18 protein-coding genes are annotated in these 21,090 nt (G+C 36.7%); 11 read left to right on the forward strand and 7 right to left on the reverse strand.

Features of this window, described 5'->3' with window-relative positions; translation table 11 throughout:
- Positions 1 to 508 precede the first annotated feature (508 nt).
- Both NST00_RS01330 and NST00_RS01335 read right to left on the reverse strand, forming a co-directional pair.
- A complete protein-coding gene (locus NST00_RS01330; RefSeq protein ID WP_340709531.1) occupies positions 509 to 1,864 on the reverse strand; it encodes an aspartate aminotransferase family protein in 1,356 nt (451 codons plus the stop codon).
- 378 nt (positions 1,865 to 2,242) lie between these two features.
- Entirely contained in the window at positions 2,243 to 3,829 is a 1,587-nt protein-coding gene (locus tag NST00_RS01335) for a PucR family transcriptional regulator (protein WP_168411881.1), read from the reverse strand.
- 241 nt (positions 3,830 to 4,070) lie between these two features.
- On the opposite strand from NST00_RS01335, the gene NST00_RS01340 reads away from it, so the two are divergent.
- The 5 genes from NST00_RS01340 (at position 4,071) to NST00_RS01360 (ending at position 9,195) form a co-directional block, all read left to right on the forward strand.
- Entirely contained in the window at positions 4,071 to 5,711 is a 1,641-nt protein-coding gene (locus tag NST00_RS01340; protein WP_016838802.1) for an amidohydrolase, read from the forward strand.
- Positions 5,698 to 5,898 carry a DUF3311 domain-containing protein gene (locus tag NST00_RS01345; protein ID WP_016838801.1) on the forward strand — a complete coding sequence of 67 codons (201 nt, stop codon included), beginning with the start codon at positions 5,698 to 5,700 and terminating at the stop codon, positions 5,896 to 5,898. Before NST00_RS01340 ends, NST00_RS01345 begins: the two co-directional genes overlap by 14 nt.
- Positions 5,895 to 7,409, forward strand: a complete 1,515-nt coding sequence (locus NST00_RS01350) for a sodium:solute symporter family protein (RefSeq protein WP_016838800.1) — start codon at positions 5,895 to 5,897, stop codon at positions 7,407 to 7,409. Before NST00_RS01345 ends, NST00_RS01350 begins: the two co-directional genes overlap by 4 nt.
- 20 nt (positions 7,410 to 7,429) lie before the next feature.
- On the forward strand, positions 7,430 to 8,680 hold the full coding sequence (locus NST00_RS01355) for a Zn-dependent hydrolase (RefSeq protein WP_016838799.1): 1,251 nt from the start codon (positions 7,430 to 7,432) through the stop codon (positions 8,678 to 8,680).
- Between the two features lie 83 nt (positions 8,681 to 8,763).
- On the forward strand, positions 8,764 to 9,195 hold the full coding sequence (locus NST00_RS01360; protein ID WP_340709532.1) for a hypothetical protein: 432 nt from the start codon (positions 8,764 to 8,766) through the stop codon (positions 9,193 to 9,195).
- Positions 9,196 to 9,440: 245 nt separating this feature from the next.
- Here the strand turns inward: NST00_RS01360 and NST00_RS01365 are convergent, their stop codons facing one another.
- Positions 9,441 to 10,064: an ECF transporter S component gene (locus tag NST00_RS01365; protein WP_016838797.1), complete on the reverse strand. Its 624-nt coding sequence runs from the start codon at positions 10,062 to 10,064 to the stop codon at positions 9,441 to 9,443.
- Positions 10,065 to 10,413: 349 nt separating this feature from the next.
- Positions 10,414 to 11,940, reverse strand: a complete 1,527-nt coding sequence (locus NST00_RS01370) for a CoA-acylating methylmalonate-semialdehyde dehydrogenase (protein WP_016838796.1) — start codon at positions 11,938 to 11,940, stop codon at positions 10,414 to 10,416.
- A gap of 312 nt (positions 11,941 to 12,252) precedes the next feature.
- On the opposite strand from NST00_RS01370, the gene NST00_RS01375 reads away from it, so the two are divergent.
- From NST00_RS01375 to NST00_RS01385, 3 genes are all read left to right on the forward strand, one after another.
- Positions 12,253 to 12,765: a DUF2269 family protein gene (locus NST00_RS01375; RefSeq protein WP_016838795.1), complete on the forward strand. Its 513-nt coding sequence runs from the start codon at positions 12,253 to 12,255 to the stop codon at positions 12,763 to 12,765.
- A 343-nt stretch (positions 12,766 to 13,108) separates the two neighbouring features.
- On the forward strand, positions 13,109 to 14,005 hold the full coding sequence (locus NST00_RS01380) for an Rpn family recombination-promoting nuclease/putative transposase (RefSeq protein WP_016838793.1): 897 nt from the start codon (positions 13,109 to 13,111) through the stop codon (positions 14,003 to 14,005).
- Between the two features lie 350 nt (positions 14,006 to 14,355).
- Positions 14,356 to 15,252, forward strand: a complete 897-nt coding sequence (locus NST00_RS01385; RefSeq protein ID WP_016838792.1) for a DMT family transporter — start codon at positions 14,356 to 14,358, stop codon at positions 15,250 to 15,252.
- 163 nt (positions 15,253 to 15,415) lie between these two features.
- Here the strand turns inward: NST00_RS01385 and NST00_RS01390 are convergent, their stop codons facing one another.
- Complete coding sequence (locus NST00_RS01390; RefSeq protein ID WP_016838791.1) at positions 15,416 to 16,045, reverse strand: GyrI-like domain-containing protein; 630 nt, start codon at positions 16,043 to 16,045, stop codon at positions 15,416 to 15,418.
- A 233-nt stretch (positions 16,046 to 16,278) separates the two neighbouring features.
- Here NST00_RS01390 and NST00_RS01395 point away from each other — a divergent pair, with 233 nt between their 5' ends.
- A complete protein-coding gene (locus NST00_RS01395; protein WP_016838790.1) occupies positions 16,279 to 16,806 on the forward strand; it encodes a DUF2179 domain-containing protein in 528 nt (175 codons plus the stop codon).
- A gap of 134 nt (positions 16,807 to 16,940) precedes the next feature.
- On the opposite strand, the gene NST00_RS01400 is transcribed toward NST00_RS01395, so the two are convergent.
- A complete protein-coding gene (locus tag NST00_RS01400) occupies positions 16,941 to 17,795 on the reverse strand; it encodes a fructosamine kinase family protein (RefSeq protein ID WP_083839537.1) in 855 nt (284 codons plus the stop codon).
- 1,101 nt (positions 17,796 to 18,896) lie between these two features.
- On the opposite strand from NST00_RS01400, the gene NST00_RS01405 reads away from it, so the two are divergent.
- Entirely contained in the window at positions 18,897 to 19,523 is a 627-nt protein-coding gene (locus NST00_RS01405) for a GHKL domain-containing protein (protein ID WP_168411884.1), read from the forward strand.
- A gap of 15 nt (positions 19,524 to 19,538) precedes the next feature.
- Positions 19,539 to 20,312: a LytR/AlgR family response regulator transcription factor gene (locus NST00_RS01410; protein ID WP_168411885.1), complete on the forward strand. Its 774-nt coding sequence runs from the start codon at positions 19,539 to 19,541 to the stop codon at positions 20,310 to 20,312.
- A 110-nt stretch (positions 20,313 to 20,422) separates the two neighbouring features.
- Here NST00_RS01410 and NST00_RS01415 read toward each other — a convergent pair whose 3' ends face one another.
- Entirely contained in the window at positions 20,423 to 21,019 is a 597-nt protein-coding gene (locus NST00_RS01415) for a nitroreductase family protein (RefSeq protein ID WP_016838786.1), read from the reverse strand.
- Positions 21,020 to 21,090 lie beyond the last annotated feature (71 nt).

Consider the following 21,090-nt stretch of genomic DNA (forward strand, 5'->3'; position numbering starts at 1 on the left):
AATTCCCCTCCCAAAATAAGACATTTCTCGGGAAATAATGCAACATTTCATCTTTTCTAACGATTAATTATCTTCCGTTTTCTACATTTATATCTACAAAAAGATAGACCAGTCGAAACTAAAATTCGACTGGTCCATGCAATCTATTCCTTCATTCATAACCACACGCAATTAAATATTTTAATAGATTCGCTTCAACTTTCAAAGTAATTATCACAAATTCATAAAAATTTATTCGAATTAACACGTTCTATTTAAAACAAGGGGGACGGACGAAAGTAGTTTCGCCGGTTTCTTCATAGGGATGTGCTTCAACTTTCACATTCGAAAGAGATTCAATTGAGTTTCTTACATCATGCACTTTATGCAATTATCACCAAAACGCAACATATGCAACCTTCAATTTTTAGGGATTCATTTGATAGAACCATCAAGTGTCCACTTTGAATTCGTACAATGTCGTTCACTTTATTACAACATTATTTTAAAGGTATGTGTGTACGTAACTTTATTTCAACTCTTTAATTGCTTTAGAAACGACTTTCACAACTGTTTCAATATCTTCATCTGAAATATTTAATGGTGGTGCGATTGTTAAAACGTTATTATAGCCTGCCACTGTTACGCCGTTCTTATTAATAATGACTCCGTTCTCTTTACTTTTCGCAATGACTTCATTCACTAGTTTCACATCAAGCGGCTCTTTTGTAGCTTGATCTTTCACAAGTTCAATTCCAATCAGCAATCCTTTTCCTCGCACATTGCCAACATACGGTGCATTTTTCAACTCATCTTGGAATGCTTTCAACATTTCAGCACCTTTTACCGCTGAACGTTCGAATAGATTTTCTTCTAGCATAATATCAATATTTTTAATCGCTACTGCACATGCTGCTGGATTTCCGCCGAACGTATTCACATGACGGAAGAAATCATATTCTCCACTATCTTTAAAGGCTTCATAAATTTCCCGTTTCACCGCAGTTGCTGATAAAGGTAGATAAGCACTCGTAATACCTTTTGCCATCGTAATGATATCTGGTTTAACGCCGTAGTTCATAAAGCCAAATGGTTTTCCAGTGCGGCCGAACCCGCAAATCACTTCATCAACAATCATTAATGCTCCGTGCTTTTTACATACCGCTTCGATTCCTTTTAAATAGTTTTCTGGAGGAATGAGGATGCCGCCCCCTGTAATAATTGGCTCTAAAATCATTGCCGCAATTGTTTCGCTGAACTCCCAAGTCATGACTTTGTCGACTTCTTTTACACTTGGAATTTCAAGTGGGTCTGTATAATGATCTTCATTGTTGCGATAAGAATCAGGCGGTGTTACATGAATGAATCCTGGTGCTAAAGGCTCGTAACGGTATTTTCGTTCTGCTTGGCCAGTTGCTGCCAGTGAGCCCATAGAGTTTCCATGATAGGCACGGTAGCGGGAGATGATTTTCCAGCGGGATGACTCGCCTTTTTGATGGTGATATTGTCTTGCGATTTTAAAGGCTGTTTCATTTGCCTCAGAACCACTATTGGAGAAGAAAATGACATAGTCATCGCCTAACAGCTCATTAATTTTTTCTGCTAACTCAATAGCTGGTGCATGGGAAAAGGATAGTGGCGTGTATGCATTTTTTATCATTTGATCATATGCTGCTTTCGCTAACTCTTCCCGACCATATCCAACATTCACACACCAAAGCCCTGCCATCGCATCGATATACTCTTTTCCGTCCACATCTACAACTCTTGCGCCCGTTGATTTTTCAATGACAAAGGTTGCATTAGGGTTGTATGGTTTCATGGAGTGCCACACATATTTCCCATCTTTTTCCAACAACTCTTTCCCAGCATTTGTACTTAACATTTCATCACGCTCCTATTCATTACTTTCATCATTCCGCTTACAAAAGAAACCCTTTTCAAAAATCAATAGAATGCTAGCTAGAAAGGCACTTGTTGTATGTATATTATGAATGGGAAGTAGGTGTTTTTCATTGAACAAAACGTTAAATAAAATTCAAAATATTGTACAAAACGTAAAAATAACTCCCCTCCGCTCTTGTCGTAAAAGGCTTTTCAAAAAATGTAAAAAGCCGACCAAAAAATGTAAAACTTTTTGGTCAGGCTCAAATCTTATCAATAAATATCTTTTTTAATCTCTCCCACCAATGGTCACACTCGTCGCAATATATCTGCGACGAAAGCAGAGCGAGCCATAAAAGAGACCCATCAAAATGACTTTTCATGCGCTCCCTTTCTTCATCGGCACTAAAAACTTTCTTGCAAGCAGCATAAATTCTAATGCAAGCCTTTTTTCACCATTCATAAAATCTTCCCCTAGTAAACTTTCTATCTTTCGAATGCGGTGATACAACGTTTGCCGTACTATATATAACCTTCTTGCGGTTTCCTGTTTCGAACCATTCGTTTGCAAATACACTTCTAACGTTTCAAGCAATTGGCCATTGTTCTTTTCATCAAACTCAATTAACGGTTGCAAATAATCTTCTACCATTTGCTCTAAATCTACATGTTTTTGCAAATTATAAATCAATCGGAATAAATGCAAATCATCATAAAATTGAGCAGGTGTCCCTACTTTTCTTTTAATATATAACGTATCCAACGCCGTCTGAAAGCTATCATGCATGCAATGTAGATCATTGGTGATTTTTCCTACAGCAAATTGGAAAGAAGATGGATGAATTTTCGCTAACACTTCAGAATTTCCCAGTTTGCTCAGGGCTTCTTTCATTCGATCTTTCATTGAAACTTCTCTTTTATTTAACAAGATAAAAATAATATACTTTTTCTTTTCTATAATTAATGTTAAAAATCCGTACTGTTCGAAAATAGACCGCCCTAACAATTTGTAGTAAGTAATATCAAGTTTCTGCTGTGAGAAAGATTCATTAAATTGGGTGATAAATACCGCTCCGCCTTGTAAAGAAAGGCTTGGCCATTGCGAAAATAGGTAGTGATGAATTTCATCCTTTGAATGCTTCCCTTCAATCCATCCCTCTATCCAGTGAGCGTCTTCCATTCCCTTTTTCTCTTCCACATATAATTTTCGAATAAAAAGTTGGCCAAGGGCAGTCGCTGTTCTGTCCAAAATGAGTGTTTCAAATTCAGTTATAGAAGCTTTCTCTTCTACTAACATCACTTCTGCATATTTATGTTCAAATAGATGGATAGGTTGCACGAGTAGTTTTTGAACATATGATTCTTCTTCTAGCTTTTGTAACAAACAAGCTTTTTGTTTTTTTGAAGTGTTTGGATATAAAATGGGTTCTTGTCCATCGATTTTCAAGACAAGTGGTTTTTCTAAATATTTATAAGTAATTTTTAAGATTTCTTCCGGTTGCTGTGCGTACAATGTTTCTTTATTCAACATTTCGGAATAGCTCTCTAGCTTTGAAACCATCGCATATTGCCTATTAATAATGAGGGAATGCAGTTCTTGAGTAATTTCTATAAAGGCCACTTCTTCTTTAAAAACAATGATAGGAAAGGCATGCTTATCTGCAAGTTGAACCACTTCATAAGGCACTTGTTGAATATATTGCCCATATTCAATACAAAGAGCCGCGCAATTGGATTCAATTAGCCCTTTTACAAAATGTAAAAATTTATCTACATCATTTTGGATGCCCAGTCCAGTTGTTAATACAAGCTCATTGCCTTTTACAAAGTTTTCAACATTGACAATTTCTATAATATGTACCCACTTTATGACATTGTGTAAACCTAATCTTCCTGCGATCACTTCCGCCTTTTGAAAATGTTTGTTGTGCAAAATATCTTGAACTTGCATGGAGTAATGATTCAATCGCTATCCCTCCTTATTTATTTATATTGTTAATACATTGTCTGATAGAACAAAACTAACAAATTTTCAGTATAATAGAGAAATAATATAACTTTTTGTAGTTACGATATGTATAATCATACTTGAAAGTATTTAACAAAGTGTCTATATTTTTCTGAATTTTATAAATGTTAAATTTATTATACCTATACACTAATCCCTTTCTAGGTGTATAGGTATTTTTTGTATAAGGGGTGAATGTATGTTTTTTGCAGATTATGTATTTTATGATGGAGAAGTAATCACAGTAGATCGGTTTGATTCAGTCGTTGATTGTGTTTGTGTAAAAGGAAGAAAAATTCTTGCAACAGGTGAATACAATTCTCTCCAACACTTGATAGGTCCAAATACAAAACGGATTCGTTTAAATGGAAGATCTCTTCTTCCAGGGTTTAATGATGCCCATTTACATCTTGTTTTATATGGAGTAAATCAACTAGCCATCAATTGCAAAGAATCTGGAATGGACTCCTTAGAAGCCATTCTTCATGCCTTATCAGAAAAGGCGAAAAGCACTCCCCCCGGAAGATGGATTCGAGCATGGGGATTTAATGAAAGAAAAGTAACAGAACAGCGCTACCCTACACTGGAGGAATTAGATGCCATCTCAACAGAACACCCTATTATCATTACTAGAACATGTGGCCACATTTCCGTTGTCAATAGCAAAGCATTGAAACTTGCAAATATTGATCAACACACACCTAATCCTCAAGGAGGTATCATTGAAAAAGATCAAAACGGCCATTTTACTGGTCGACTTATTGAAGCAGCAAATATGGAAATGAATCAAGTTGCCAGCTATACGGAAGAAGAGTTGTTAAAAGCGATTGAAATTGCCAATCGGGATTTTTTAGCAGCTGGCATAACAAGTGTTGGTGAAGCTGGAGCGTTTAATGCGGATAGTTTTCGAGCACTCCAAATTGCGAGTCAACAAGGCTTGTTGCAATTACGAATATATGCATTATTAGGTTCATTAGTTGATTCAAAAGACTTTCTAAAGAAAATCATAGCCTCTGGAACGCTCACTGGGACAGGCAATGAATGGTTCAAATTAGGACCCGTTAAATTATTTTTGGATGGTAGCAGCACTGGCCCAACCATTGCAACGCGTGAAGGATATACAAGTGATCCAGCAAATCATGGCATTCTCTATTACTCTGAAGAAGAGATTTATAACATTTTAGGACATGCTCATAAACTGGGGTATCAAATTACCGTACATGCTCAAGGAGATAAGGCAATTGAAATGTATTTGAATGTTGTTGAGCGAGCATTGAAAGAACACCCGCGAAAAGATCATCGCCATCGTATTGAACATGCTGGCATTTCGACTCCAGATTTGCAAAAGCGAATAAAGGAACTAGGCTTGATTCCTGTTCCAAATCCGCCATTCCATTATGAGTTTGGTGAATCGTATATCCACAATTACGGAGAGCGAGTTCGTTACATGTACCCCGCTCGAGATTTCATTGATCAAGGCATTCTGGCAGCAGCTGGTTCAGACTCCCCTGTTACAGACTACAATCCTTTAATTGGAATTCATACAGCAGTGAATCGTAAAACGAGCGAAGGGACGCCGATTGGAGAAAATCAATCCATCAACGTTTTAGAAGCAATCAGAATGTATACTTACAACGGTGCTTATGCCTCCTTTGAAGAGCACATAAAAGGTAGCATCGAACCAGGAAAACTTGCTGATCTCGTTGTGCTAAATGATAGCATTTTGAATATTCATCCTCATCACATTAAAGATTTACAAGTGGATTTAACAATGATTGATGGAAACATTCTTTATCAGAGAAAGGATTCAAAGGAGGTAGGATTCTATGAAGTACATTAAATTGTTGCTGATTATTCCTTTTATTGGGATGATTGTCTGTCTCCCAATGGTGAATCGCATTGAACCTTATGTATTTGGCTTGCCTTTTTTATTATTTTGGATTGTGTTTTGGATGATTCTTTCATCAGTCATCATGGCCATTATTTATCGATTTGATCCAGATAATAAGGAAGGTGAAGCTGAATGAATACTTCATTAATCATTATTTTTGCCTTTGCCCTATTCGCTTTGTATTTAGGGATTCGTTCATCTCGCGGGAAAGATATTAATTTAGATGAATTTGCTGTCGGTAATAAAGGTTTCGGAACGCTATTTGTGTTCTTGTTAATTGCTGGGGAAGTTTATACAACATTTACGTTCTTAGGAGGTAGTGGTTGGGCATATTCTAATGGTGCAGCAGCCTTTTATGTCCCTGCTTATATTTGCTTGGCGTACGTGTTATCCTATTGGCTCATTCCAAAAGTTTGGCGATATTCAAAAGATCATCACATTATTTCTCAGCCAAGCTATTTTGCATCCTTTTATAAAAGTACAGCTTTAGGGATTATCGTTGCGATTCTCGGAACAGCCGCTCTCGTTCCTTATATTATGATTCAATTAAAAGGTTTAGGGATTATTGTATCAGAGGCATCTTATGGCGCAATCTCCCCTGCTATCGCAAGTACAATTGGAGCGGTTATTGTAACAACGTACGTCATTATTTCAGGTATGCACGGTTCTGCTTGGACAGCCGTTGTGAAAGATATAATGATTCTAGCCGTGATTATCTTCTTAGGGCTATATATCCCTTATCATTACTTCGGTGGAATCCGACCATTGTTTGAAGCTGTACAAGCTACACAGCCAGAAAAATTAACACTTGCAGATTCCGGTTTTAGTATTTCTTGGTTTATTTCAACTGTATTATTAAACGCACTCGGCTTTTATTTGCTTCCAAACTCGTTCTCTGTCGCGTTAACGGCTAACAGTGAAAAAGCATTACGGAAGAATGCGATTACATTGCCACTCTATACATTGTTATTATTGTTCGCCTTTTTCATCGGCTTTGCGGCAATTGTGCAAATACCTGGATTGCAAGGTTCTGAAGGAGATTTGTCGTTATTGCGTTTATCCATTCAAACTTTTGACCCTTGGGTAATTGGAGTCGTTGGTGCAGCTGGATTATTAACAGCGTTAGTCCCTGCTTCCGTTATGTTAAATTCCGCTTCCATTGGTCTTACAACAGGAATTTACCGTGTCATTAATCCAAATGCTAGCGAACGAAAGCAATTGCTCCTATCCAAAATACTTATCGTTGTTATCGTCATCATCGCCCTTTACTTCGCTGTAAATGGTAGTGATGCTCTAGCGATGTTAAACATTTTATCGTATGCGATTATTACGCAATTAGCACCTGGACTGTTGTTTAGCTTCTCAAAGAAACCATTGTTGAATAAGTACGGGGTTATTGCAGGGATCTTAGCTGCGGTTGCAGTGATTTTCTACATGAGTTTAACAGGAGCTAAGATTGCAACCTTCTTCCCTAACGTTCCAACATTTATTAACGACATTAGTACAGGCATGCTTGCTCTAATCCTGAACTTCATTGTTGCCATTTGCGTGAGTTTGCTAACGAAAAGTTTGGTGAAGGAAAAAGAGGAAGAAGCGGTATTGCAACAAAGCCCTGCACAACTAGAGGAAACATCTATCACAAAATAATATGATTGGAGGAATGGAATATGAAAGTTTGTAATGCAAATCGACTTCGTGAAACGATTGAAGCTTTTGCAGAGATTGGGAAAACGAAAAATAATGGTGTAACGCGCCTATCCCTCTCTAAAGAAGATATTGAAGCACGAAAATATTTTATTAAATGCTGTGAAGAGTTAGGAATGTCCATAAAAATTGATGACATGGCCAACATTTATGCCACACTGCCAGGTAAAAAGGATCTTCCTCCTATCCTTATGGGTTCGCATCTAGATTCTGTTGAAAAAGGCGGTCGTTTCGATGGAGTTTTAGGAGTGGTGACACCGTTAGAAGTCGTTCGCACTTTGAAAGATTTAAACATAGAACTAGAATTTCCAATTACACTTGTGAACTTCACGAATGAAGAGGGCGCCCGCTTTGACCCAGCGATGATGAGTTCTGGCGTACTGACAGGGAAATTTGATAAAGAAAAAATGCTAAAATCCACAGATAAAAACGGCATCACTTTTGGAGAAGCTCTCGAAAATAGCGGATTTAAAGGTGATGAGCAAAACCGTTTGAAAGAAGGAACAGCCTTTATCGAACTTCATATTGAACAAGGTCCTGTCCTTGAGTCCGAACAGAAAGAAATTGGAGTGGTTGAAGGCGTCGTTGGAATGGTGTGCTACGAAATTACAGTGAAAGGTGAATCCAACCATGCCGGTACTTTCCCAATGAAACATCGAAAGGATGCCCTCTTCTTAGCGGCTGATTTAATTACGCATTTAAAACAAGAACTCGGAAAACTTGATGAAGAACTCGTGTATACAATGGGGCGAGTCAATGTGCATCCAAACATTCATACAGTGGTGCCAAATCTAGTGAAATTTACGCTGGAATCTCGCCATAAAGATCCGAACGTCATTAAACAAGTGGAAACAATCATTCACTCACTCCCTACCGAGTCGAATGGATGTACCGTTAGCTTTGAGAAGCTTTGGGGCCGTGATACAGTTCCATTTGATGAAACGATTGTAAATACAATTGAATCCGTAAGCAAATCATTAGGATATTCTACTAGAAGAATGTACAGCGGGGCTGGCCACGATGCGCAGTTTATTGCAAGCATTGTTCCAACAGCGATGATTTTTGTACCGAGTGTAGGTGGACGCAGCCACTGTGAAGAAGAGTTAACTTACTACGAAGATTGTTATAAAGGTGCCAACGTATTGTTGCAAACTTTACTTTCCCTTCACGATCACTATTTATCAAAATATTCATCAGCTTCGAAAAATCAATAAAGATACCATTAGCATTCTCCATTGGGGAATGCTATTTTTCTATCAGTCTTCCAGTAATTTCATTTCATAATTGGAGATGAGTTATGAGAAAAGCTGCGGTTTTAACATTATTCTTTATATTTTTTATCGCTTCTTCTGTTCATGCTTTAAATTGGGCATACCCTTTTGTTGTTTGGGATGGAAAAATTTACGAAGTAATGCTTGAGGAAAAAGTGGAGGAATGGGATATTGGAAAATTTATAGGAAAAGTAAAAGTTGAAGCGGATGATATGACAGGTGAATATTATGGAGATGCTTCAAACTTTTTTAAAAAGGGAACGAAATATTTTGAAATAAAAGGCATTCCCACTTCAACAGCCATTGCAGTAGAACATGACGGACATTGGGTAAAGGCCGTTTATATGGAGAAAGCCCCTTTTCATCCCATGAACATTTTGACGAATAAGCTGTTTATCGCATTGATTGTCATTGGGATGATTGGGGCTGGTGTCTATTATATGAAAAAGAGAAAATGAAGAGAGCAAAGGGTTTCTGATTTGCTCTTTTTCTTTTTAAAGCATCGTCTAAGTAGCTGAGAATTGCCAAATCCAGCAACTTTACCGCCAATGAAAAATTCCATAAAGAAAACAATCAATCAAGAATTGGCCATCTAGAAAAACCCCAACTTTCTAGATGGCTCTCTTTCTACTGTCTTTTGTTAGCTGCAAATTTATTAAACCGGCGGAATTTTAGTAGCATGTAATACCGAATATTTTCGTTCTTATTTCTTCGCGATTTTTAGCAACGGCGGCACCACCACTGCTGTAGCTACTGCTGCCAGCGTGGCTTCGGCAATGCCATTGGTGAAAAACACCGTTAACACGGCAGCTATAACGCCAAGCACGCTATCCACTTTCATTGCTTGCGCATAAGCGTCATGGAACACTAAAGCAATAGACCCCATAATCAAAAACGTATGTAAAACCGTAGTCAATAGTCCCGTTAAAAATAAAGACACTTTCAGATTGGATTTCATCTTTGCCAAAACTTTTTGAAGGAACTTATAAAGAAAATATGGAAGAATACCGACTATCACCCTTGGCACAATGGCAATAAATAGCGCCCATAAACTGCCTTGGCTTGTCCCTAACACAGGGATTGCTGGTGAAAAAGCGAAAGATAATAAGGTTGGTGCAATTGTATTCGTAATAACACTTGAAATTCCAAAGGCAAGTCCGAGAAAAGCCCCAATTCTTGGTCCTAAAATAATAGAAGCAATAATGATTGGAATATGAATAATTGTAGCTTTAATCACACCTAAATGAATAAATCCAATGGGTGTAAGCGCAAATAATAAAATGATTGCTAAAAATACGGTTGTTAGCGTAAAATCTCTTATTTTCATAACTAATCCCCTTTTTATAACGATCTAGTATGAAACGGTTACTCTAAGATTTTCCCATGAATGCTCGAAATTGTCATTCATAAAATATTTCACTATTGTATTCATTTTTTATGAATCTGCATTGAACAATGGATTTTCTACCTATCTACTCTATATTAAGATAATTTATCGATATTAATGGACGCGGCATTCTTTAAAACTAGGCCGCATTGTTCTCTGCAATGAAAACCTACATCATCTCATAAAAAAAGCCGCCTAGAAAGGAAATACCCTCTCTAGACAGCCTCATAAGGGGGATTTTTATATTTTTACTTAGGAAAGCAAAGAACCTATTACCCCAAATGAAGAATTATTTTGTATTGTCATTGCTAGGGAATGCAAATGTAACTTTTGATTCTGTATCCACATCAAGCCATTTTTCAGAAATTGTTTTTCTCTTCGTGTAGAAGTTCGCTTGATCTGGACCGAACATTACACCTGTACCGAAATTTGAACGTTTCCAACCAGCGAAGTTGTGATATCCTACTGGAATTGGGATTGGCACGTTGACACCAACCATTCCTACTTCGATTTCGTCTTGGAACTTGCGAGCAGCTGCACCATTGTTCGTAAAGATTGTTACACCATTACCAAGTTCATGGGAATTAATGATATCAATTGCTTCTTGTAAAGAATCTGCTCTCACCACAATTCGTACAGGGCCGAATACCTCATATTTAAAGATTTCCATATCTGGCGTCACTTCATCTAGTAAAGTTGGACCTAAATAGAAACCATTTAAAGTTTTCAAGATTTCAGGATTTCTGCCATCTGTTACAAGTTTTGCTCCTTCTTTTAGGCTTCGCTCAAGATAGCCAAGAATCGTTTCTTTTGATTCTTTCGAAATAACCGGACCGAAGTCTACATTATCGTCTGTATATGGACCTACTTTTAATTTCTCGATTTTTTCTTTTAAGATGGCAACGAGTTTATCTGCCGTTTCTTTCCCTACCGGAATTACTCCTGATAATGCCATACAACGCTGGGAAGCTGCACCATAAGCCGCTCCAATAAATGCATTTGCCGCCTTTTCTAAATCCGCATCTGGCATGACAATCATAAAGTTTTTACCGCCACCAAGCGCCGCTACCCGCTTATTATATTTCGTTCCAGTGTGATAAATATACTCTGCAATTGGTGTTGAACCTACAAAGTGAATCGCTTGTACTGTATCGTTTTCTAGCAATTCATTTACCGCCTCTTTATCTCCATTAATAACCGTCCATACACCATCTGGTAATCCTGCTTCTTTCCAAAGGTTTGAAATATATAGCGCAGAAATCGGCACTTTTTCTGATGGTTTTAAAATAACGGCATTTCCTACGGCAACCGCCATACTTGTTTGAGCAAGCGGCACCATAACTGGGAAGTTAAACGGTGAAATAGCTGCCACAACTCCAAGAGGATCTTTGCGGGAGAATGCATTAATATCGCCACCTACATTTACGGAATACTCCCCTTTTACCATGTGTGGAGCATTAATCGCTAAATCTACTGATTCTAAACCGCGCTGAATTTCTCCACGAGCGTCTTCTTTCGTCTTACCGCTTTCCTCACAAATAATTTCGATTAATTCTTCTTGGTTTTCTGCAATCAGTTGGCGGAATCTTTGCACAATCTCAGATCTTTTTCCGCCAGACATCGCCTTCCATTTTGGAAAAGCATTTTTCGCCACTTCAATCGCATGTCGAACTTCTTCTCGAGTCGCAAGTGGTACGCGTGCAATAACTTCTCCTGTGCACGGATTGTACACATTCGAAAAACGACCACTTGTTCCAGGCACTAACGAACCATTTATAAAATGTTGTAACTCACGAATTTTTTGTTCAACTGCCATATTATACACCCCTTGTATTGTTTAATTTAAATATTCTCTTCCTCCAAATATGTCCAGCTGTTGTCCTGTTATCCATAACTGTAATGGAAACGGAATGAAAATGTAATGGACAGATAGTAAACAACAAAATGAATTTATTTAACAGAATGTATAAGTTCATTGATTGATATAGTCATGACTCCACTCTTGCGTAAGACCATAGATGTAGAGAAAAATACACCTGCCGCTCATTAAAAGCTTATTATGTTCCTACTATAATCATTCTTGTGTTAATAATCATCCATCCATTAAGCAACTCGGAGGTTTAATAATATGAAAAAAATCGGCCCAAAAGGCATGAAGTGGTTAAAAATCATCCATGTGTTTCTAGTAGTAGTCTTTTTCGGAGGCATTTTAAGTTCGATTGTATTAAATTTACATATTGATTTCACAAAATATGATGAATCCTATCTCGGCTATAAAAATATGATTATCCTTAGCGATTATATCGTTCGATTGGGTGCTGTAGGGACTTTATTAATCGGATTTGTTTACGGTTTTTTCACCAATTGGGGATTTTTTAAGCATCGATGGGTTGGCGTTAAATTTGTTCTATATATCCTCCAAACAATCGTCGGTATTTTTATTGTTGACGAATTAATGGTGAGAAATATGGAAATGTTGGAAGCGCAAAGAGAAATGGCAATCAGCAATCCAACTTTCGTTCAAAACCATAAGGTCATGCAATCTGCAGTGTTCTTCCAAATCACCGTAACCATTTTCATCTTCGTTATTTCGTACTTAAAACCTTGGCGGAAGAAAAAAGTTCAAGCGAAACAAAGTTAATACTACAAAAAAGCGTGGCCGTTGAAACCACGCTTTTTTATTTTATACTGTGGAAACATCCATATCATTACAATGGATGTAGCATTAAAATAAAAGTAACCCCCTCACTTGTTCTTTCGTAACGACTGCACCAAAGTACATCAAACCTCTCAAAGAAAGCTTGAAATTCACATTCCCATTTCGACTTATATCCAATTACGGTTTCATCCTGTAAACCTTGATAAACACAACTACCAAAGGACATCTGGATTTATTTATATCTGCCGCCGACCGCTGTCATAGCACCAATCATTAAACGATAAAGTAGTGTAAGAGAATTCCTGATTCCTACGAGGTGATGAGTTTGAGCAACTATAAAAAAGCAGCTCTTCAAAAATTGATGGATTTGAAAATTGATGTTGCCTTCCAAAAGGTGATTGGCTGGGAACAGCATCATAACGTGACGCTCACTTTTTTAAATGAGATCCTGAACCGAGAGCCGAGACAAAAGATTCAACGCATCACCGTTCCATCCAATTACTTTTATGAAGAAAATATACTAGCACCCGTCCATTTTATCGGTATTACAAAAGACAGCAAAAAACTGCATATATTAATTAACTTTTTTAATCGTTTCGATATTGTAAAACGCTCTCTTTATTACGCAACGAAAGCCTATGCAGAACAAAGTGAAAACGACTTGCAACCTGTTATTTTCATCAACCTTTTAAGCTATGAATTATTCAATCAAACCGAAAACTTTCATGCGGTTTATCTTTTGCAAGAGCAACATACTGGCACTCCCCTCCCCGATGTATTCGAATTGCATTTCATCGAATATCCAAAAATAATACGGGATTTTGAAGCGAAAAAAATCGATCCTTGGAACGACGCAAAGGCAAGATGGCTTTTACTGCTCGCAATCGTTGACCATCGCAATGGAAATGTATATAACGACATTTATAAAGAGTTAGATCTAATCTCTTTAAGGGATGACCACATTCGAGCAGCGTTGAATCGTTGGAAAGAGTTAAGCCAGTCAAAAGATGAAATGGAAGTCTATGAGGAACGCTTGAAGCAAACACTTGAAGAGGAGGTGGAAGTGCGGGAAGCAAAACGTCGTGAAGATGAAGCCTTTGAAAAAGGAGCAAAAAAGCTGCAAATGGAAATTGCAAAAAAAATGCTTGCTGAACAAATGGATATCCAATCCATTTCAAAAATCACTGGGCTATCTCTGAAGGAGATTCAAGAATTAAGGTAGTTATATTCTTCAAAGCATGCGTGTTGTTCTGTTGAAATAAACTATTGTCGATGATGGGGTTATTTATTTGGACTGATGTGTTCTAAAGGCGTTCTTTTTTGCAACGCTTTTTATTTTTGCTTTCGTTCGCTAATCTGCCCTCTACAATTCACCAAATATCTATAGAAACGTAGAAACCATACTATTTTATCCCCCTCTGTTCATATTTCTCAATGTCTACTAGTTGACTAATACGAATATGTAATGATAGTCTATCTCTTGATTTTAATTTATCGAATATTAATAATCTTCTAAATTTATATCCTGTTATCGCTTAATGATGAATCAATCTCTATGGGGAGGGATTTAAAATGAACAAATGGCTTTTTAGCATGTTAGTCATCTTAACAACCTTTTTAATGGGTTCATCTTTTGCTATCGGTAAGATTGGCCTTTCATATACAACACCGCTTTTATTAGTCGGCATACGTTTTTCTTTAGCAGGAGTGATTATGGCCATCGCTGTTCGATTATTAAGAATCCCTCATCCTAAAGCCTTTTTCCAATGGATCAAAATCGCTGTCATCGGTTCCTTTCAAACAGCTGGCGTTATGTCATGTATCTTTCTCAGCTTAAGGACAATTTCAGCGGGGCAATCTTCCATATTAACATTTATGAACCCACTTTTAGTCGTTATCTTTGGAACGATTTTTATGAAATTATCGTATAACCTACGCCAATGGACAGGTGTGATATTAGGTTTTATTGGAGTATTCATAACCCTTGGGGCGAAGTTAAGTTTTGAAATCGGGTCGATCCTCGCATTTCTATCTGCAGTTTCATGGGCAATTGGCACATTGCTCATAAAAAAATGGGGAAATGAATTTAATACATGGGTATTGACGGCCTACCAAATGTTATTTGGCGGCATCATATTGTTAATTGGAAGTCTGATTTTAGAAAATCCCTACTTCCGAATAACCGGCACATCCATTTCTATCGTATTGTGGCTCGCCATTATGGCATCCATCGTCCAATTTGCAGGCTGGTTTTATTTGCTTCAAAAAGGCGATCCCGGCAAAACAAGCGCCTTTTTGTTCTTGGCACCATTTTTCGGGGTTCTTTCTGGATGGTTAATATTAGATGAAACGATTAATTGGTATGTGACCATCGGAGGTCTTTGCATATTTACTGGAATCTTCTTAGTAAACTGGACTAGCAGCAGGAAGATGGAGGCTGGCTCCTTGGAAACTTCATTAAATAAATAAAAATATTTCTTTTTCATGCCAAATAAAATCAATGGGCATAGCAATTTCATTTACTTTCTGCTATGCCCCTCTAACATTCTGCTAATCAGCCAGTGAAAGTAATCAAAATATCCTTGTACGGAGACCCACCATTTTATCCTAAGCTACAATAACTGATAAACCCCTATTTCATTTCTTCCACTTTAAACCTTAACACTGTTTTTAATTTTTCCGGTGCCGTTTTTCTCGGATCTGAAATATAGATTTCTTTATGGGTTTTTTCTGCCCGCTTTAAGTTATTTTCTGCACAATACTGTTCCATCCGTTCGAAAGTTTCCCATTCATCATCGAAACTGCCGATATGCATCGCTTGTACACATAACCCTTCCGAAATCGTTTCAAATTGAACTTGGTTGACATCCAAATCCGGCTTTTTCTTCTTCACCGTATCCCGTGCATATTGAAACAATTCTTCCGTTACAAAATCCGGTTGCCGAATCATTAATTTATACACGAGATGATTTTTATCCAAATAATCTTTCGTTCTCCCCTCTTCATCCAAATCCCAATGCCCTTCCAATGGAAACACGGTATATTCATAATACCCTTCCGGCGTAATCCCCTTTTTCGGCATCATTCGAATCGCATAGGATAAAGCATAAAGAATTTCGATATGCTCTTGAAATGGTTTCTCGTTCGGATTTCCCTTGCCATCAATCGTAAAAAATTTCATCGATGGCACATGAATAGTGGTTGGTTGTGTACCGGGCAAGTAAAGTTCTTTTAAATGTTTTCTCCATTCAAATTTACTCATTTATTATCACTCTTTTCTTACAAAACATTTTATCTTCTGTTAATATCAATATTATTGCATAGCATTACCGGAAACGGATTAAAATCATTCACTGAAGAAACACTTTCACTCAAATTATTGACACAATCAGGAAATTCTTTGCATTTTAGCTACAATGGATATAAGTATCTTAGACAATGCCTAGTTATGAGTACAATACTAAAAGCGACAATCGCTAAAGAAAGGGATTAAGGATGACAAATATTCTCCTCATCTTAGTTTTACAGTTGATTTATGTTCCATTGCTTACATTGCGCACAATCTTTTTAGTCAAAAACTTAACGTTCCTAGCAGCAATGATTGGAACGTTAGAAATGCTCATTTACGTCTTTGGGCTTTCCCTCGTATTCAGCGGGGATCAAAGTTTTCTTGCAATGATTGTATATGCAGTCGGCTTTGGATTAGGTATCTTTTTAGGAACGAAAATTGAAAATAAATTAGCGATTGGTTACGTGTATGTAACCATCAATACTCAAACGAAAAACCATGAATTAATTAATACACTCCGCTCCAACGGTTTTGCTGTTACAACCTACGTTGGTGAAGGACGAGACAGCGAACGTTACAAATATGAGATTTTAGCAAAACGAAATCGTGAGAAAGAGCTCTTTGAACTCGTTAACTCCATCGAGCCAAAAGCATTCATTATTTCCTATGAACCGAAATCCTTTAAAGGCGGTTTCCTTGTTGATCGAATGAAAAAACATAAAAATCATTCATAACAAATTCATTTTGAGACAGCGAAGATTGCGGAATCTTGTCTCGACAACCGCAGAAGCAAAGAGTAAAAGATTATTGGACAAGTGGGGGTGTCTGGAAAGTTATACGACTTTCTAGACACCCCTATAATATGCTTTTATCCTACATATCGGCGTAATATGCGATCCACCGATGGACCATATGATTCCCCAAATATATTTAAATGTACTAATAAATAATAGAGTTGATACAATTCTTTGCGCTCTTCATATTCTGGTGAAAGCGGGAATACCGATTGATATGCCTCGTAAAATCGTCGAGAAAAACCACCGAATAATTCCGTAAAAGCAAGTTCCATTTCATGATCTCCGAATAGGATTGCAGGGTCAATTAAATACGGAACCCCTTCCGGACCCGTCATCCAATTACCTCCCCACAAATCCCCATGCAATAAGCAAGACTTTGGTGTTCTCGGAATCCACTCATCTAATCTCTCCATCAGTTTTACAAGCCTTTTTTCGCGTGTCTGTCCCATTGTACCTGAAGCTTTTCCCCGCTTCCATTGGCCAACTAAACGCACGTCCCGATAATATTCTACCCAATCATCCATCAATCGATTTTGTTGCGGCAACTTTCCAATATAACTTTCCCCTTCTAAACCATATCCTTTTGCATCGGCAAGGTGAAGTGCTGCTAGACGTTCTCCTAATAGCGCATCCGTTTCATAAGTCTTTTTCCCTTCAATCCACTCTAGCCAAAGCATGGGAATGCCTTCTATTTCTAAGCAACTTAATACATTTGGTACATTGATTGTACCGGTCCCCTGAATCATTTTCAGCCCGCGCTCTTCAAATTGGAAAAAGCCGATATTCATTTGTTGATTCAGCTTTACAAAATATTCATGTTGATTTGTTAGCACATAATATGCTTTATTAATATCGCCGCCGGATACTGGATGAATTTCTTGAATTTTTTCGTGGGGTGAAATCGTTTGTAATCCTTTTTTTATCATCGTAATCAATTTGACCACCCTTATCATTGTTCTATCGATTAATACTATCCTCAAATAAAAATAATAAATCAAAATTACTATGGTTTCTTTTCTAATGTTCTTTTTTAAGATACAAACAATATAGTCAAGTCTTTCATCCATATAAAATTATCTTTTCCGAAATAATAATCATAGTTCTTTTTCACTACTTTTTTGGATCGTTTATATTTTCCTTCATTATTATTCCAATATAGATAAACTCTCTAATCTCGTTGATTTTCAACTGATTATCAATAACGTTAATGAGGTTAAATAGAACGATTATGAGTTTTCTTATGAATATCTTTTTATATTTGTTATCATTATTTTGATAGTATATTTATCCCATAAAAATTGCAAAATTATGAAATTATAAAATTCCGAAAAATAGATATTTTGATAGATACTCTAGGAAATTTACTTTTTCCTTTAGAGAGGAAGATTCATATTATCCAATATAGTTTAGGGCTGATTGGGACTCTATACACGATTATTGCCCTTCATTACACGTTAAACATTAGTTTTTCATTAAAAAATGTATTTTATATCATGCTTTTGATTGTGCTTCCCTCCCTCATCTCATATTATTTTTTTCCTGTTTGGGTTGGGATTTTTATATCATTCATTACGATTTGTGTTGTATTTTTCTATATTACGAGAACAACTAAAGCTCTCTATCATGTGTTATTACTAATTATTGGACAAATGATTTCATACTCTCTAACGAAAATTTTCATGTTGCCAATTGAGTTAAACGCTTTCGCTTGGCTAGAGCATGTTTTTATGATTCTATTAAATGTAATCTTTGTATATATTTTCTTCAAGCGATTAAATAAAGGAATTGAATTTACTAATTTCACTATGAATATGCAATTATTTATTTTTTTTATTTTATGTTCCTCATTCATGGTGTTTCTGATAAACATTTTTTTTAGCACATTAATGGTAGATAGTTTTTGGATATATGTTTATTTTTTTACACAATTTCTGTATCTCGTTATTCTATTGACAGTGCTGTATTTGTTGCAACGTCAATTCCACAAAAATCAGCATTTAAAGATGGAAATGGTGAAACAGAATCAGTTGTCAAATTATATTGTTGCGCTTGAAACAATTAATGAAGATATGAAGCATTTTCGCCATGATTATGCTAATATCCTCTTTACACTGCAAACATTTATCGAAACAGAAGACATACAAGGATTAAAACATTATTTCCAATCTCGAATCTTAAAAGTAGAACAGCAAACACTCCTAACCAACAAAGCATTTTGCCAAATTAAAAACTTAAAACTCATGGAGTTAAAGGGGTTAATCGCTTCAAAACTGCTCATTGCTGAACAATTAGGGATAAATGTTCATCTAGAAATTCCGGAAGAGGTCCATACAGCTCCCGCTGATATGATTGACTTATCACGAATCATTGGAATCTTAATTGATAACGCAATTGAAGCAAGTGAAAAAGCATCTACTAAACAAATTCAAATTGGATTCATTCAAACTCCTTCATCAATGTTAATTGTCATAAAAAATACTTTTGATGAAATGCCGGATATGAATCTATTATTTAAAGGATATTATTCTACAAAAGGGGAAGGACGCGGAATCGGACTTGTCAATGTAAGAAAACTATTGCATAAATACCCGAATGCAACTATGAATACTCGCATCGAAAATGGATGGTTTATCCAAGAATTAGAATTTCGCTAGACGGAGGTGCCGAGTGTGAATATTGTAATTTGTGAAGATAACTATGAACATCGACAATTTATTCAATCTCAAATTTTAAAATATTCAACTTTTCATGAACCTAGTATAGAAATTGTATTATCTACAGGGCATGCCGAGGATGTGTTAAGTTTTATTGAAGAGCAACGAGGGGATTGTTATTTTCTCGACATTGAGCTAAATAATGAAAAGATGAGGGGTTTGGAGTTAGCTGCTGCAATACGCAAAAAAGATCCATTGACCAACATTATTTTTATTACACAACACGCAGATCAACTTCAACTTACTTTTTCGTATAAAATCGCTGCATTGGACTTTATCGTAAAAGATAGCCCCACTCTACTATCAAAACAAATTATCGATGCTTTAAAAGTGGCCTTCGAGCGTTATAAACAACTGGGTGAATCGAAGGAAGAACCCATTTTCCAAATTAAAATAGGAGAAAAAATTAAAAATATTTTATTGGACGATATTTACTATTTTGAAACATCCCATATCATTCATAAAATCATGCTCTATGAAAAAAATGGCTGTTATGAGTATTATGGGAAACTAAAAGAAATTGAGAAAATTGATGACCGCTTTTTCCGATGCCACAAAAGTTACGTCATCAATTTACAGCATGTAAAAGAAATAAATAAAAAAGATCGCATTGTCATTATGACAAATGGCGGTATATGCCAAGTTTCTCATCGCAATTTGCGTCTTATGCAAAGACGGTTAGATGAATTTTTATGCAATTGTTTAGAAAAACAGAAAATCGAAGCTTGACCCACTTAACCTTAAGTCGTCAGGTTGATTAAAAAATCAGCGCCTCCGAATTGTTTTGCTTGCATTAACCAAATCGGAGGCGCATTTTTTTCGTATTTTAATCATTGCATCTATTCTTCTTTATGCTCTTCTTCGTTCTCACCAAAAATTGTCACAATCTCGTCAGATTTTTTACGATCTTTTCCTTTTGGCAGTTCATCAAAATAACCAAATTGCACCATGCCTACAATTCGTTCTCCAGGCTTTACTCCTAGTGCTTTACGAAAATCTGGTTTATCTAAAAATTCCGGAGTTTTCCAACAAGATCCAATGCCGTAATCCCATGCTAGAAGCATCATATTTTGAATGAGTGCACATGCTGCTGCAAAGTCTTCTAATCGTTCCTTTTGGCGAGGGTCTTCTGGAACAATCACAAACACATAACCACCTGGTGTTGTGAATTTTTGCATGCGTTTTTCTACTTCTTCCTCCGAAAGCGTTCTCCAATCCGGAATCGTTGTATTGCGCAGTAAATCATGAAGTTGGAACAGTTCTTTACCACATGCCACGACAAGTCGCCAAGGTTCACGGTTTTGATGATTTGGCGCCCAAACGGCATCATCTATAATTTGCAATAAATCCGCTCGATCTACAGGCTGTCCGTTGAATTTTTTAATCGATCGTCTTCCGATAATGGCTTCTCTTACCGTTAACGCTTGTTCATTCATTCGTTCATTACTCTCCTTAAAAATATAGGTTGAACTTTATTACGTTTATCACCAAACAACCTTATCACAAA

Source organism: Ureibacillus sp. FSL K6-0165 (assembly GCF_038004285.1).
Taxonomy (GTDB): domain Bacteria; phylum Bacillota; class Bacilli; order Bacillales_A; family Planococcaceae; genus Ureibacillus; species Ureibacillus thermosphaericus.

Bases quoted from the DNA above. Each gene is read 5' to 3' on its own strand.
- NST00_RS01330 (WP_340709531.1), bottom strand. From the start codon at position 1,864: ATGTTAAGTACAAATGCTGGGAAAGAGTTGTTGGAAAAAGATGGGAAA.
- NST00_RS01340 (WP_016838802.1), top strand. From the start codon at position 4,071: ATGTTTTTTGCAGATTATGTATTTTATGATGGAGAAGTAATCACAGTA.
- NST00_RS01345 (WP_016838801.1), top strand. From the start codon at position 5,698: ATGAAGTACATTAAATTGTTGCTGATTATTCCTTTTATTGGGATGATT.
- NST00_RS01350 (WP_016838800.1), top strand. From the start codon at position 5,895: ATGAATACTTCATTAATCATTATTTTTGCCTTTGCCCTATTCGCTTTG.
- NST00_RS01355 (WP_016838799.1), top strand. From the start codon at position 7,430: ATGAAAGTTTGTAATGCAAATCGACTTCGTGAAACGATTGAAGCTTTT.
- NST00_RS01360 (WP_340709532.1), top strand. From the start codon at position 8,764: ATGAGAAAAGCTGCGGTTTTAACATTATTCTTTATATTTTTTATCGCT.
- NST00_RS01365 (WP_016838797.1), bottom strand. From the start codon at position 10,064: ATGAAAATAAGAGATTTTACGCTAACAACCGTATTTTTAGCAATCATT.
- NST00_RS01370 (WP_016838796.1), bottom strand. From the start codon at position 11,940: ATGGCAGTTGAACAAAAAATTCGTGAGTTACAACATTTTATAAATGGT.
- NST00_RS01375 (WP_016838795.1), top strand. From the start codon at position 12,253: ATGAAAAAAATCGGCCCAAAAGGCATGAAGTGGTTAAAAATCATCCAT.
- NST00_RS01385 (WP_016838792.1), top strand. From the start codon at position 14,356: ATGAACAAATGGCTTTTTAGCATGTTAGTCATCTTAACAACCTTTTTA.
- NST00_RS01390 (WP_016838791.1), bottom strand. From the start codon at position 16,045: ATGAGTAAATTTGAATGGAGAAAACATTTAAAAGAACTTTACTTGCCC.
- NST00_RS01395 (WP_016838790.1), top strand. From the start codon at position 16,279: ATGACAAATATTCTCCTCATCTTAGTTTTACAGTTGATTTATGTTCCA.
- NST00_RS01400 (WP_083839537.1), bottom strand. From the start codon at position 17,795: ATGATAAAAAAAGGATTACAAACGATTTCACCCCACGAAAAAATTCAA.
- NST00_RS01415 (WP_016838786.1), bottom strand. From the start codon at position 21,019: ATGAATGAACAAGCGTTAACGGTAAGAGAAGCCATTATCGGAAGACGA.